Source organism: Bradyrhizobium sp. Ec3.3, from assembly GCF_000472925.1.
Classification (GTDB): domain Bacteria; phylum Pseudomonadota; class Alphaproteobacteria; order Rhizobiales; family Xanthobacteraceae; genus Bradyrhizobium.
The window spans coordinates 81087-94726 of the sequence record NZ_AXAS01000006.1 but is presented as its reverse complement, the minus strand read 5'-3'; the positions used below and the strand labels follow the sequence as shown (position 1 = coordinate 94726).

Here is a 13640-nt window from a genome sequence, read left to right as displayed (position 1 = left end):
GACTCCATCGGCGGGTCAAGGCCCCTACAGCGCTCCGCGCGCCCGATTCATGTGAGGGCGTAGACGACGCCCGCAACCAAACCCAATCCTGCAAGGGCGATTGCGCCCCAGAAGCACAAACTGAAAATCAGCCCGGCCTTCACGTCACTGGACATCGCCACGGTTCGACTCCCGGTTGTTAGCGGATCACCGCTCCGTCGCCCTGTTCGGACGCAAGGCCCTGCGAAAGGAACGCGCGCCACTCAACGTCCGACAGTTCGATGGTCGCGAGCTTGCCAACCTGCTCTCGCACGATCAGCCGCACGCGACCGTCTGGCAGACGCGAGGCGTTGACGTACGGGAAGCCCGGTTGGTTCGTCGTCAAGGCTGCAATGGTCTCCACGTGCACTACTCCGGATTGGTGGCCGGGTGCGGTCCTTACCCCGGCCGAAGTGAAGGTCTTCTAGGATATCCGCGCGGGGTGAGCCGTTGCCGAAAGACTCGGGAGAGCGACTCACGTTTATCCGCGTCGGCTTTATCCAGTGCCGCGACCTTCGCGACTCCTAGCCGACGACGCGGCGTGATTTCCAGTAACGAATTCACCCTATGGGCTGTCGCGCATAAACCGCCGTTATGCGCCAGCGCGCATAGGCCGCGCGGCCGATGCGTACCCTAAGCCGTTTCAAATTAATTTATAGCTGGGGAGGGTCCGCGCCTCCGTTCTGCCCGCATTGCGTTTTGGGCCAGAGGGACCCGACATTTCAAATTAATTTCAATTTTGAACTAATACGCGACGACGGCCCGGCAGTGTTTCAAATTAATTTCAAATGTGAGATCAGCGCTAATGCAACCCGGAGTGGCGCTACATGTTTCAAATTAATTTGGTTCATGACTCCGAAACCATTGCGGAGGACGTGATCAAATTAATTCGGCAATCAGTCCAGTGCGACGATGTGCCCACGTGTGCGGTTCAACCACATCGTGCATTTCAAATTAATTCCAATCTCAGCGCCCGATGAGGTGTAGCAAGTAGACCGTCCCAATTCCCTATATATACCCCCTACCTATTCTTCTTCTTTTCCGAAGGAGTGATGATGTAGTAAAGGAATTAGAGCGAAACTCCGCTACTTTGCGTCTCGCTCCATTGATTTTATTACGTTTTCAGGTCGCGGTCGTAGCTGAGTAGCTGACCCCCGACCAATTCAAATTATTTTCTACCCCCGCGCACCGCGTCTTCAAAAATAATTTGAATTCGCTGCGGGCAACTACTCCCGCTACGCTGCTCCTATTTTGAGAAACAGATTTTGCGTTTTTAGGATTGACTCCACCTCTTTCGAGGAATAGGAGTCGGATCATGAAAACGCTCCAAGCCCCCTCGCTACGCCGCTACAGCGCTACGCACGGCACATTGATTCCGCTCCACCGGCATGATGCCGAGAGCGCCCGGCACGGCTCCATCCGCAAGGACGGCAAGCGCCCGCTCCACACCGATTGGACCAAGCGCCCCTACTCCTCAACGAAGGTGTTGGCGTGGTGTCTGACCAACAACCACAATGTGGGCGTTCGCCTCCCCGCTTCCGTCGTCGTGGTGGACATCGATCCGCGCAACGGTGGCAATGAGGGCTGGGACAATCTGTGCATGGAGTACGGCATTGACGATGCCGCATGGCCTTGCGTGATCACCGGCAGCGGCGGCCGGCACTACTACCTCGCCAAGCCCTCCGACGTTCCGTTGGTGGATACGCTCAAGGACTTCCCGGGCGTCGAGTTCAAATCAAAAGGCCGACAGGTTGTCGCCGCCGGTTCGATCCACCCGGACACCAAAGAATTCTACGTGTGGAAGGAAGACGGCCCGGACCCGGCCGTGCTCCCCATGATCCCCGATGCGCTGCTAGTGCACATCCGCCGTCCGCAGCGCCCGCCGTCATCAGCGGCCGGTGGACAGATTGACCAGGAGCAAGCCGAAAAGATTCTAGCCCGCATCGATCCGACGAAATTCCGCGACCATGAGCGTTGGCTCAAGCTGATGATGGCAATCCATCACGCTAGCAGCGGCGACGCCCGGCAAGAGTTCGTCGATTGGTCCATCAGCGATCCGAGCTACGCCGATCAAGCCGAAGTCGTCGGCCGCCGTTGGGACAGCCTCCACCGGCAACGCGCCGAAGGCGTCGTGACCATCGGCACGTTGCGGCACTTCTTGTCAGAGGAAGGCGCGCTTGATGTATTGCCGCCTGACCAGGAAGCAGCAGCCGCAGAGTTCGCGGGCTTCGACGACGAAGACGATGTCGATAGTATCGATGTCAGCGAACCGGCCGCCCCCAAGCCGAAGAGCAAGTCGAAGCCAACCGGCAAGTCTGCCGGTGGTGATGATGAAGACGACGGCGTGAAGCCCGAAGGTGAGTACGACGAAGAGTCGCTTGGCGTGCTCGAAGCGCTCAACGCTCGCTTCACGATGGCCTTCGAGGGCGGCAAGCTCCGCGTGCTCGAATGCAAGCCTGACCCTGTGATGAATCGCCCGTCATGGGAACGCTACTCCACGGCCGACTTCGAGAAGTTCTTCGCCAACCGGCGCATTGAGCGCGACACATCCAATCTCGCGAAGGGCGCATCGCCCACCGTGCAGCTAGGCAAGGCGTGGACTGAGTGGGAAGGCCGCAACACCGTCAACGGCGTGACGTTCGATCCTGAGCATGAGCACGAAGGTTGGCTGAACCTGTGGACGGGCTTTGCGACGGAAGCGAGCACGAAGGGGTCTTGGTCCCGTCTCAAGGAGATGACGCACGAATGTCTCTGCAACGCTGACGACGCTGTTTTCAACTACGTGATGAATTGGATGGCTTTTCTGTTTCAGCATCCGAGTCAACACGCGGAAGCCGCCGTCGTGTTCAAGGGGCGCAAGGGCATCGGCAAAGGCACGTTGGGCAATGCGTTGGTGAAGCTCATTGGGCGCCACGCGATCGCAATCGGCTCACCCGATTTGCTCACCGGCCGCTTCAATGCGCATCTCGAAGATTGTCTCTTCCTGTTCGCGGACGAAGCGGTGCGCCCCTACGACAAAGCCGCCGAGTCCAAAATCAAGCACATCATCAGCGAGCCCATCATTCAGATTGAGCCGAAGGGCTTCAACTCTCATCCGGCAAAAAATCAGATTCACGTCATGATGGCCACCAATGAAGATTGGGCCATCAGCGCCAGCGATGACGAACGCCGCTACGTTGTCAGCGAGGCCAACGACAAGTGGATGGGCAGCACCAAGAAGTGGACAGCCCTACACGATGAGCTTCGCAACGGTGGTTACGGCCGCATGCTGCACGATCTTCTGAGCCATAAACTTCCGGAGGGCTGGCACCCGCGCCATGTTGTGAACACCGCCGGGCTTGCGGGTCAGAAGCTACGCAATCTGTCGGCCGTGCAAACCTTCGTGTTCAACGCCTGCTATTCCGGTATCTGGCCCACACCCGTATTGGAAGAGGCGAAGTGGGAGCACGCGCCAATCCGCTTCTTCTACGAAGATCTCCGCACCGCCTTTGCGCAGTTCTGCAAGGAGAGCGGCATCCCCGCGGGCAACATGAACCGCAACAACAGCGTGTTCTTCCTCCAAGAGTTCGTAAAGGTCATCAAGGCGGCCCGCACGCGCTTACGGCTGAAGGTGCCCGACGACTCCACGGTGGCAGCCTCACCAAGTGACGGTCGCGCGCAAGCCATTGAGATTCCCAAGCTCCAAGAGTGCCGCGAACGCTTCGACCAAATCTTGCGCTCGCCGACGGATTGGAATGAGGCCCACGAAGACGACTTCGATTTCGATTAACAGGAAAGGAGTAACTGACGTGTCCGACAAACTAAAGATGGCCCACGCCGACAGGATCAGCGACGCACGGCGCGACGCTGTGTTGGCTGCGGCTATCGATTTCGCCAATGCCAAGCCCCAGACTCTCACGGAGTTGGAGGAGCGCACCATTGCCTTGCGCAAGGTCGTACAGGATTACCAAGCCTTCGCGCCCGCGATCGGAGGGCACCTTCGCGCCTGCGCAGTTATTAGCTGCGGAGCGCCCGAAGTCTGCAAGCGTCACGCACATTGCTTCTACCGCGACAACGCCTCCGATTAGCCCCCACCGCATTTTCGCACCACCACCCAATAAAAACAAACGCAGGGATTGCCCACTATGAATTTCAGTATCGCGTTGCCTTTTTGGCGGGAATTTGAAGCCACCATCGATCAGCGAAGCCGCACCACCGACGAAATCTTGAAGAAGGCAGAACCGACCACCTACGAACGTTTCTCCTATATTGCATCGCTTTGGTTGCCGTCGGTCCAAGAGTCCTTGCTGGACGGTCAATACGCACTCGCCGCCGTCAAGCTCCACGGCTTCTACATCTTCCTTCGCGCGCATCAGTCCGTGCACAACAAGCCGGGCCTTGTCGAATCCATCGTTGATCAGGCCCGCGCCTTAGAATTCGTGATGCGCTTCGTTAGCTCACACCCCGAAGCCGCAAAGCGCTTCGATGACGAACACGCCTTTATCAACAGCGGCTCACGCTACGCCGAATTGCTCCTCTACCTCGCAGTGGTGCCCGATCAGTTCGGCGCCGACGAAGTGCAATCCCTTTTCACCCGCCTTGACATGACGGCCTTCCGCGCCGCGTGGGCCAACTAAGAGGCCACCTTAATGTCTGATCTTGAATCGCTCTACCGCTGTGTTGGTGATTACCCCATCGTCTACGAATGCGCGATGGCTTCTGACGTTCACGTGTACGTGCCGGACGGCCCGATGGATAGCCGCTATTCATACACGAAACGGACGAAACGCCGCTGGCACGTCGTAGCCACGTCGCAAGCGCTCGCGGAAGCCGCGTGGCACACGGAATTCGGTCACGCGTCCACCAACAACCTCCTTTCCTGCGTCCCCATCTGCGTCATCGATAGAGAGTTGACCATCCGATGACGCTCGAAGAACTCATTGCCGACGCCGCACGGCGAGGTGAGCTTAATCACCTCTCCGTCATCGCGACCGAACGCGGCTTCCATGCCGTCTTCCGCGTCGCGAGCGGCACGGGCCATTCCAGCGCCACCGACAAAGACCCCGTTGAAGCTCTCCGTGCCGCGCTCACAAGCGCGAAGATGGTCCGCGCCCCGCGCGGCCCTTCCATGAAGCCCACACCGGAGCCGGACCCGGTGTTCATCGATGTTGACGATATGGATTTTGGTTAGGAGATTTTTCGATGCTTAAAATTCACATGCAGCGCATCCAAAAGGTGTTGCGATTTGGCGTGCCGGCGACGGTCACGGGCACGCTTTGCAACCGCATGGCTGCCGGCGACGACATCAACTCAACCGGAGTCGAGAGTGAAGTGACGTGCAAGTTTTGCCGCCAGCGTCTCGCCGCTCTCGAACTCGCGCGGGTCGGCCGCGCGAACGCTGAGGCCGCCAACAAGGAGATTTCCTAGTGCCCGCCGACTTCGCGCGCACCGCAGACTTGCTGTTGGCCTATGAGCGCGCGGAGCAGAAATATTACGAAGTTTGTTTGGCGTTCAAACGCCTAGGAGAATTGCCCATGTGCTCATTTGGATTCACCGACGATTGCTTCGATGTGCTGTACGGCCGTCCCGATTGGCCGTCGCACTCCTATTGGATCGTGCCCGGCACCCACGAAGACGACCCGGCCTTGGTGTCGCTGTGAGTCGATATAGCTCCCTCAACACGGCATTGAGGCCGCCCATTCAGCCAGCCCGCGTCAGCGATACCAAGCGAGGTTACGTCTATAAATGCATCGCATATCGTAGCATCCTGGTAGGCGGCCCTTTGCGCTTCACCCGTTGGCGGCTCGCGAAGCGCACCGACGATATGCGCGACTACTTCTACGTTGCGCGAAACCACGGGTGGGAGCCCATGGCCCTTATCACGTGGAAGGCGGACTAATGGCCCGCAATAGATTCGATTGGGCGCTTGCGCACACGTGCCGCTATGGCGTGAGCGCGCATCTCAGCCGCGACATGCAAGAAGAGCTTCGGCGACGGGGCTTCATCTGCTTCAGGCCGTTTTGGCGGAAGCTATGGGATAGGTGGTCGGACCGTTGGTGGTTCTGCCGCCACGGACTCCGCCGAAGCTTCTTCGTCTCCTTGCTCTACACATTCTTTTAGGAGGGCCGCAAATGGCCAGACTGATTCCGATCTTCGGCGCGTGCGCGCTCTTGCTCGCGCCGCACACGACCGCCGCCACCGACTACACACGCGATGCTGTCTACCCACCGGACGCCCGATGCGGGACGGCCGCTCGCTATGAGGCGATGCGCGAAGGCCGGGACTGCATGCGCCCGGTGCTCGCCGCCTACGCCATGTCGTGGCCAGACGATGAAAAGTCCATCACCTGCCGCATGGTGCGTTGGGCACTGAAGAAGTACGACGCCGCGACGCTGGAATCGATGGCCCGCGCGCACGGTGTCAGCGAAGCCACCATCGAACGATTGAGGAAGTGCGCGTCATGATCGAAGCACCGCCCTATCCCCTTAACGCGCGGGAGCGTATCAACGGCTTCGTCCGTAAGTGCCTTGTCTGCCGCAATCCCCATACGGGGGCTGTCGCAGCTACAATGTGGCACGCCGTCCGGCCGAATTGTGGAATGGGGGAGTACATCCGCGCGGCCCGCGACCGCGGCCATGAACCGCTGGCCATTGTCACGTGGAAGGCTGATCTAAATTGGACGCTCCGTCGCGAGCGTCTGACGTTCCCCAAAATGCCGACGAAGGTGTACCGCTAATGCGTATCATCAACGACAAGTTCATCCCGCCGAAGACCGGAAGCGGCGTGAAGGCCGCCGGGCAGTCGCGCCGTGAAGCCGGAGCCGCGCGCACGCGTCGTATTCTCGAAAACCAAATCGTGATCATGCGGGCGCTGTACTACTTCGCGCCCGAAAACTCCGAACTGCGCGTGGAAATGCGCGAAGAGATTCGGAGCGCTCTTGAAGCATCTCGCGCACTCGCGGCGGAAGATCGGCGGCAAGGCTCATGAGAGACGCGCTCATCGTTCTCGGATTGCCATTGCTGATTTGCGGCGTTGGGTGGGCGATTGGCATCGCCTCGCATTTGTATGTGGAGCGGAATCGGTGAGCCGAATTCACATTCGAGGGCCGCATCAGGAGGGCGCGCTTAAGCCGCTTTGCGGCGCGGGCGCGCAGTGGATGTCTAGCGTCATTACGACGGTGCGGGAGAGCAGCGGGCGCGTAACCTGTAAGAGTTGCATTCGTGTACGCGACGCGAAGCGCCGTCGCATCGTACGACGCAACAGCGATTCCATTCGTTACTAGAATCCACGCGAACGATTTGACTACCTAAGCGCATTGCAAACCCCACCCTTTGCTTAGGTGATTTTATGTCCCGTCCCTTTATCTACCTCGCCGGTCCCATCTACGGATGCACCGAAGGCGAGGCGAAGAACTGGCGCGCCGACTTTGCGGCCAAGCTTGCGCAACACTGCATCACCGGAATCTCTCCGCTGCGCTGTGAGCCAATCGTCGGTGAGCGCTACGACGTAGCCTACGCCGATCCGTGCTTCGGCGATCCAAAGTCGATTCTCGCGAAGAACTTTTTGGACCTTCGCCGCTGCGACATGACGTTGGCCTATTTCCCAGCGCCGCCCGAACACGCGGAGCTTGAAGCGCTCATCGCCGACATGGAGAAGTGGACTTCGGACGTGAACCGGGACCACATCGCGACGCTGAAGCGAATCTCGAAGAAGGCCCCGCAGCGCTCCATCGGCACCATCGGCGAATTGTCTTGGGCCTACGCGCTGCAAAAGCCCTGTGTCGTCGTCACCGACGACCCGTTGGTGAAGAGCCACCCCTTCACAGCCATCCAACCGTCTTGGCCCATCCTCTCTACGCTTGACGACGCGCTGCGGCTCATCGTCGGCATCTACGGCGGCTATGCAGGGGGCAAGAATGTCTAAGGCTCCCAAGCGCTACGATTTCCCTCACCCGCTCGCCGATCGCGACCGCGAAGAACTCGCGGCGGGATACCCGCTCCGCCCGGCTCCGTCCGATGCTCCGTTTGAGCTTCAGCGCGACTCCGGCGACGAACAGGCGGAGCGCTATCACGCCCACGATCAGGCATCCCGTGAGCGCGACGCGTTGGCCACATGTGCGCACACCGGCGAGGCCTGCGATTGCGAGCCGGGGCAGTGCAGCGAGCTTCGCGGAAAGAAAAAGGGCCGTGTTGTCCCCACCAACACTCCCCGGCCCGGCGAGACACCGGAGCAAATCGCAGCGCGTTCGCACACCCGCGTAATGCCGGAGCACCCGCCGGGAGACTACGCGAGCGGCGGCTTCGTCAAGGGCGTGCCGGAGCACGATGCGCTAACCACCCGCCACACCTTCACGATCCCGTCCGGCCATGTTGCCGTCACCGACGCCGAGGGCCGCGCTACTGGCGAAGTCCGACTCAAACCGTGGCCGCAAGTCAGGGCGCGCATCCACGGCGGCGCGTCGCAGACGTTCGCGGAGCCCGCAGCGGCACCGGAGCACGACGCGACCACGAAGACCGAGCCGACTAACCCCAAGGACGCGTTCGGCATCCTGAAGGCGTCGCTAACCTACGTGTCGTTTCCCGTGCTCATGGAAACGGCAATCGGGATGGCCGAAGGCGGATTCAAATACGGCGCCCACAACTACCGGGCCCGCGGCGTGCGCGCGTCGGTCTATGTGGACGCGACAATCCGTCACGTCTTTCAGTTTTGGGAGGGCGAAGACATCGACGCCGAATCGGGGGCGAAGCTCTCCCACGTCACGAAGGCCATTGCGTCGCTTACGGTGCTCCGAGATTCCATGATTCGGGGCAACTGGATTGATGACCGGCCGCCGCCGTCGCCGAAGAGATGGCTACAGAGCATCAGCGCCATGATGCTGGACCTGGCCAAGAAGTTTCCGGAGCCCGTGGCGCGCTACCTCGCGGACGGCAAGCGTGGTCCCGGCCGCATTCTCGAAAACGGAGAATAGGCCATGCTTTTCATTATCGGTTACGTCGTGTTCGCCCTCGTGGCCGTCGCTGCTCTATCGGGCGTGCTCTACTCAGGCCCACAGGAGGATGAAGACAAATGAGCGCCGTGCAAACTATCAACGTACTTCGTGAACTTAAGACAAGCCTTGAGACTCAAGCGGTCGACGCCGATGCGCAGGTTGGCTACCACTCTGAGCGACGGCTAGAGCAGCTGCAAGAGGCCGCGGCGTTCCGCACGCAAGCGGCGCAAATGGCCAAAGCAATTGACACTCTCGAAGCCTTGGAAGCGTCGGGAATCATTATGAAGCCGAAGCGCAAGCCGGAGCTGCTAGAAGGCGACGACCCACTCTAGGCGTCGCGTGCTCGCGCACGGTCCAGTGCCGCCGAATAGACTTCTGTCTGCGCAGCCTTCAGATGCTTTTCGGCGGCCACTTGGTCGTCATCGATAAAGCCGGTGAAGACCACTAGCCCGGCAGCGTCCGTGGTGTGATCCACGCGGAGCTTGAAGTTCTCCCACGTGGCAGTCCACCGGACCTTCTTGCCCGCCTTGTTCTTGTGGATCGCCCATTCGGCCGGGGCGTAGCGCTTTGGCGCAACCGCCGTCGGTGGAGGCGAGAAGCCTTGCCCCTTGAACATCTGCGATACTTCGAAAATCTCAATTGCCGAGGAAGGGCCGCGCGCCTCCACGAACTTCATCGCGGTTGCTAGCTCCTTCTCCAAACCCTTAAGGCTCTTCTTTTTGGCAATGCGCTCATAGATGGCCGCCCAAGCCGCTGCGGCTTTTTGCGCCTCATCCATCGTAATGATCCTTTTCACTGTCATGATCTCCGTAAACTATTGGAATTCAAAAATCTTGTGCGGAAAAGCTGGTCCAGCCGTAACTCACAAGGAATTTAATCCATAGGGTGTGCCGCTTTGTCCCAGCAACCCCACGTTTTCCAAATCGTTCCTTGCATTCCTCTTTTCAGTGTTGCAGTTCTCAGAATGTACCGCTGTTTTTCGAATTGGTCCAGCGGCAAAGCGTTAATTGGTGAATAGTGCTTTCTACTTCAAGGGGTTAACAATCGTGCATACTACCAACCGTCCGCGCAACTTCGATCCGCGCACCACAGCCCAAGTCCAAGACACTCGGAGCATCGTTAACGACAAGCCATTTCGGACGAAAGAGCAGCGGCTCGAAGCCCGCCGCTTCTCTGTGCGCGTCCGTGGCGCTTTTGTGAGCAAGGCTCCGCTGAGCTATCACAACGCTCTTCCGAAAAAGGGCTGACTGCGTTTCTGAATTCGTTACTTGGAATCCTAAAAACGGATGGGTACGACTCCACGGCACTGAACGTACCCATCCATTTAGGAGCTTTTCCAAGTGACGAAGATTGCAATTGAACTGAAGCTCTCCGACGAAGATCGCAATGCGATCGTGTCGGAAGTCGAAGCCCGCCTCAAAGGCGTTGCTGAAGCCGCGGTGAAGAACGCGGGCAAGGGCGGCAAGAACGCCACCACCACTACCAAGGGCAAGAACGCCTCCGCCGACGAATCCGGCGATGAAGATTTCGAAGACACCGACGGCGACGCCGACGCAGACGCCGAAGAGGGCGAAAGCGAAGGCGACGACGACTTCGACGCCGACGGCGAGGAAGAGCCCACCGTCACCAAGAACGACGTGCAGGCCGCGCTCCGCGACTACGCCGCCGTGTCGTCCAAGGCCGAAGCGATGAAGCTTCTCGAAACGGCGGGCAAGGCCAAGGGCCTGTCGGCGCTCGAAGAGAAGAACTTCGCCGCCGTCATCAAGGCCGCAACCGCAGCAATCGCGAAGGCCAAGAATGTCAAGAAGAAGTAAGCGCGACTCCAAGGCGCTAACTCGCGGCGGGTCGCGTGCCCGCACCCGCCGCACCTTCCCGCAAACGCAAGGCTGCCGCTGCAATGTCGTCCCACACGAAGCGATCCCCCTCTAAAGCTAAACGTACGATCAATTGCAGCGGCAACCTTGCGCTTGTCGGCACCCTGCCCCCTCACCAAGTCAACATCGCCGGCGAAGCCGCGCGCATCGGCACATGCGTGCACGGCATCATTGAGAAGTGCTTGAAGGAGGGCAAGGAGCCTTCCGACTTCCTGGACCGCATCGTGGAGCTTGTGGGCGAGGAAGAGGGCTTCACGATGTTGAAGCCCAACGCCAAGACGCCCGGCCCCGGCCGCATCTTCTATGTCGTCAATGCCGAGATGATCGAAGGCGCCACCGTCGCTACCGACTACGTGCGTGGGCGCTGCAAGGAGCTTGGCATTCCGGAAAGCGCGCTCCAACTGGAAACGCGAACCAACCCCCTTCCCGATCGCGACGACACGTCCGGCACGGCCGACGTGACCATTGATGCGTGGCCTGAAGTGCTCGAAGTGGCCGACTTCAAGAACGGCTGGATTCTTGTCGAGACGAAGAGCGATCAGCTTGTCGCGTACCTTCTCGGCAAGGCGCTTGAAGACGACTTCTCCCACGAACGCTACATGGTCACGGTCATCCAACCGAACGCCAGTGACCCGGAGCTACGGGCGCCGCGCTCCATCGAATACACGCGTGAAGAACTCTTGGCGTGGCAAGCGATGTACCGCACCTCCGTGGAGCGCTGCGGCGAAGCGGACGCAGCCTTCGCCGAAGTCGAGAAGTTAGAGGAGCCCGATCAAGAGCAGGCCTACGACGATTGGGCCGCCAAGTATTTGAAGCCGGGTGACCACTGCACGTTCTGCGAAGCGGAGCCGATTTGCCCCGCGAAGCGCTTGCTCCATCAGGCACAAGCCAAGATCGATTTCAGCGACGAACCGCGGGAGCTTGTCTTCGACTCGCGCCGTCGTCGCGAGATTAGCCACCTTCTCAAATGGGCGCCGATGTTCGCCAGTTGGTTCAAGGCCGCCGCGGCCTACGCCCAACGCGAGATGGAAGCGGGCTTCGACATCGAAGGCCAAAAGCTTGTCAAGTCGAAGACCAACCGCACGTTCAAGCCCGGCATGTCCGAAGCGGAGATTGTGTCCGGCATCGTCAAGGGCAAGTTCGTCGCCGACAAGTCGAAGCTGTACGACAAGCCTTCGCTGAAGAGCGGCCCGCAGATTGAAAAGCTTGTGACAGCGAAGCGGCGCAAGGAGTTCGACTCCAAATTCCTGCACAAGCCCGAAGGCGCGCTCACCATCGCTCCGACGGATGATCCGCGCCCGGCCGTGAAACGCAGTGCGGCCGATGACTTCGACGATTTCGACTTCGAAGACGATGAAATGGATTTCGGGTGAGCACCATGCAAGAGCGATTCTACGTCATCACCATCAGGTCAATGAACACGTCCGAAGACGCCGACTTGGTGTTGGCCGCGACGTTCGTTGTTTCATCGAACGACTTTGCGAAGATCAACCTGCCCAAGCTCGCGGCAGCCACGGACGCGTCAATTGCGGACGCGCCCGTTGAGGGTTTGCGCCCGATGACCCTCGAAGAGGTTGATGCGTGGCGCGCTGAAGATGACGGGGAATAGCCCGATGTGGCTTCTTTGGCTCGCAATGTTCGTGCTGATGACCACACTAGATTTCGCGTGGTCCAAGTACAGCCAAGCCACCGTCGCAAGGCGGGCTTGGGCCGCCAGCGGGTACGCCGCAGCCATCTATGCCGTCGGCGCGTTGGGCATCATCGGATACACCGAACACCCGTCATTGATTATCCCGGGATGTGTAGGCGCCTTCGTCGGCACCTTCCTTGCGACGCGGAGGGCGCACTAGTGTCTCCGCTTGTCGTCACATGCCAGCACGGGTTAGGCGATAACATCTACTCGCGCCCGTTCATCCGTGCGGCGAGCGCTCGCGGTCCCGTCTATATGGCGACACCGTGGCCCGAACTGTTCGAAGACTTGCCCGTGCAGTTCGTCCAGCCCTGGACCCGCCTTCGCACGCAGGCCAAGAACGTTGCTCTGCAACAGCCGGAGCGGTGGACGAAGCCGCCCACCTCTGCGCACCAAGTGCGCATCGCCTACAACGGCGAGACGTTCGCGAAGCGTATCTCCGTCCCACGCGCTATCGAAACCATCTTGCCGCTGCGGGGCGCGGACTTCGTGTTTGATCTCCCCAATTGGGGCCGCTCTCCGGTTGGTATTACAAGCGGCAAGCCCGTCGCGGTCATTCGTCCGGTGACGGTGCGCCGGGAGTGGTTCAACTCCGCCCGCAATCCCAAGCCCGAGTACGTCTCCGCGATTGCGGCGAGCTTGATGCACACCCACCACGTCGTCTTGGTGGCCGACACTGAACCCGGAGTGGAGTGGCTAGTGGGCGAATTGCCGCCCCACCACTACGCGTTCTTACACGGCGAACTGAGCATCCGTCCGCTTCTCGCGCTCATTGCGTCGGCGGATGTGATCGTGGGCGGCGTGGGGTGGATTGTGCCCGCGGCGCTCGCGCTTGGTCGCTCAGCATTCATCATTTTAGGCGGGCACGGTGGCCACAACGCCCCGGAGCTTATCACCGACCCGCGCATGGATTTGTCCCAAATCTATTTTGCCCACCCCACGGAGTATTGCCGATGTACAGCCATGACTCACAATTGCAACAAAGAGATTCCCGACCTGATGTCGCAGTGGGAAATGTTCCGCAACCGCCGACGCTTCCGGCCCTCTTCCGGCACCACGCCTCCCGCTTCCTGACTTGGTGGCCTACGCA

19 protein-coding genes are annotated in these 13640 nt (G+C 59.9%); 17 read left to right on the top strand and 2 right to left on the bottom strand.

Annotated elements, in window-relative coordinates:
- Nucleotides 1-178: 178 nt before the first annotated feature.
- Nucleotides 179-382 (bottom strand): hypothetical protein, encoded by a 204-nt coding sequence (locus YUU_RS0106990; RefSeq protein ID WP_156944143.1) that lies wholly within the window; start codon nucleotides 380-382, stop codon nucleotides 179-181.
- Nucleotides 383-1333: 951 nt separating this feature from the next.
- Here YUU_RS0106990 and YUU_RS54950 point away from each other — a divergent pair.
- From YUU_RS54950 to YUU_RS0106915, 12 genes are all read left to right on the top strand, one after another.
- Nucleotides 1334-3787, top strand: a complete 2454-nt coding sequence (locus YUU_RS54950) for a bifunctional DNA primase/polymerase (RefSeq protein WP_051389635.1) — start codon at nucleotides 1334-1336, stop codon at nucleotides 3785-3787.
- A 19-nt stretch (nucleotides 3788-3806) separates the two neighbouring features.
- Nucleotides 3807-4085, top strand: coding sequence for a hypothetical protein (locus YUU_RS0106980; RefSeq protein WP_027521752.1), 279 nt, complete (start codon nucleotides 3807-3809; stop codon nucleotides 4083-4085).
- 57 nt (nucleotides 4086-4142) lie between these two features.
- The gene (locus YUU_RS0106975; protein WP_027521751.1) at nucleotides 4143-4634 is read left to right on the top strand and encodes a hypothetical protein; all 492 of its coding nucleotides are present in this window, start codon (nucleotides 4143-4145) and stop codon (nucleotides 4632-4634) included.
- A gap of 12 nt (nucleotides 4635-4646) precedes the next feature.
- Nucleotides 4647-4922: a hypothetical protein gene (locus YUU_RS0106970; RefSeq protein ID WP_156944142.1), complete on the top strand. Its 276-nt coding sequence runs from the start codon at nucleotides 4647-4649 to the stop codon at nucleotides 4920-4922.
- A complete protein-coding gene (locus tag YUU_RS0106965; protein ID WP_027521749.1) occupies nucleotides 4919-5188 on the top strand; it encodes a hypothetical protein in 270 nt (89 codons plus the stop codon). The genes YUU_RS0106970 and YUU_RS0106965 overlap by 4 nt, the downstream gene beginning before the upstream one ends.
- An 11-nt stretch (nucleotides 5189-5199) precedes the next feature.
- Nucleotides 5200-5424 (top strand): hypothetical protein, encoded by a 225-nt coding sequence (locus YUU_RS0106960; protein ID WP_156944141.1) that lies wholly within the window; start codon nucleotides 5200-5202, stop codon nucleotides 5422-5424.
- Nucleotides 5424-5657 carry a hypothetical protein gene (locus tag YUU_RS0106955; RefSeq protein ID WP_027521747.1) on the top strand — a complete coding sequence of 78 codons (234 nt, stop codon included), beginning with the start codon at nucleotides 5424-5426 and terminating at the stop codon, nucleotides 5655-5657. The genes YUU_RS0106960 and YUU_RS0106955 overlap by 1 nt, the downstream gene beginning before the upstream one ends.
- 471 nt (nucleotides 5658-6128) lie before the next feature.
- Entirely contained in the window at nucleotides 6129-6461 is a 333-nt protein-coding gene (locus YUU_RS50160) for a hypothetical protein (protein WP_035661437.1), read from the top strand.
- Between the two features lie 271 nt (nucleotides 6462-6732).
- Nucleotides 6733-6984 carry a hypothetical protein gene (locus tag YUU_RS0106935; protein ID WP_027521746.1) on the top strand — a complete coding sequence of 84 codons (252 nt, stop codon included), beginning with the start codon at nucleotides 6733-6735 and terminating at the stop codon, nucleotides 6982-6984.
- Between the two features lie 360 nt (nucleotides 6985-7344).
- Nucleotides 7345-7920, top strand: coding sequence for a hypothetical protein (locus tag YUU_RS0106930; protein ID WP_027521745.1), 576 nt, complete (start codon nucleotides 7345-7347; stop codon nucleotides 7918-7920).
- Complete coding sequence (locus tag YUU_RS54945; protein ID WP_051389634.1) at nucleotides 7913-8965, top strand: dATP/dGTP diphosphohydrolase domain-containing protein; 1053 nt, start codon at nucleotides 7913-7915, stop codon at nucleotides 8963-8965. The genes YUU_RS0106930 and YUU_RS54945 overlap by 8 nt, the downstream gene beginning before the upstream one ends.
- Before the next feature lie 98 nt (nucleotides 8966-9063).
- The gene (locus tag YUU_RS0106915) at nucleotides 9064-9318 is read left to right on the top strand and encodes a hypothetical protein (RefSeq protein ID WP_027521744.1); all 255 of its coding nucleotides are present in this window, start codon (nucleotides 9064-9066) and stop codon (nucleotides 9316-9318) included.
- Here the strand turns inward: YUU_RS0106915 and YUU_RS0106910 are convergent.
- The gene (locus YUU_RS0106910) at nucleotides 9315-9764 is read right to left on the bottom strand and encodes a hypothetical protein (RefSeq protein WP_156944140.1); all 450 of its coding nucleotides are present in this window, start codon (nucleotides 9762-9764) and stop codon (nucleotides 9315-9317) included. The genes YUU_RS0106915 and YUU_RS0106910 overlap by 4 nt on opposite strands.
- 562 nt (nucleotides 9765-10326) lie before the next feature.
- Here YUU_RS0106910 and YUU_RS0106905 point away from each other — a divergent pair.
- The 5 genes from YUU_RS0106905 to YUU_RS58400 all read left to right on the top strand — a co-directional run bounded on the left by YUU_RS0106905 (nucleotide 10327) and on the right by YUU_RS58400 (nucleotide 13624).
- Nucleotides 10327-10800 (top strand): hypothetical protein, encoded by a 474-nt coding sequence (locus YUU_RS0106905; RefSeq protein ID WP_027521742.1) that lies wholly within the window; start codon nucleotides 10327-10329, stop codon nucleotides 10798-10800.
- A 35-nt stretch (nucleotides 10801-10835) separates the two neighbouring features.
- Complete coding sequence (locus YUU_RS0106900) at nucleotides 10836-12233, top strand: DUF2800 domain-containing protein (RefSeq protein WP_156944139.1); 1398 nt, start codon at nucleotides 10836-10838, stop codon at nucleotides 12231-12233.
- 5 nt (nucleotides 12234-12238) lie between these two features.
- Nucleotides 12239-12469, top strand: a complete 231-nt coding sequence (locus YUU_RS0106895; RefSeq protein ID WP_156944138.1) for a hypothetical protein — start codon at nucleotides 12239-12241, stop codon at nucleotides 12467-12469.
- Nucleotides 12438-12710: a hypothetical protein gene (locus YUU_RS60100; protein WP_027521739.1), complete on the top strand. Its 273-nt coding sequence runs from the start codon at nucleotides 12438-12440 to the stop codon at nucleotides 12708-12710. Before YUU_RS0106895 ends, YUU_RS60100 begins: the two co-directional genes overlap by 32 nt.
- A gap of 134 nt (nucleotides 12711-12844) precedes the next feature.
- On the top strand, nucleotides 12845-13624 hold the full coding sequence (locus tag YUU_RS58400; protein WP_156944137.1) for a hypothetical protein: 780 nt from the start codon (nucleotides 12845-12847) through the stop codon (nucleotides 13622-13624).
- The last annotated feature ends 16 nt before the right edge of the window (nucleotides 13625-13640 follow it).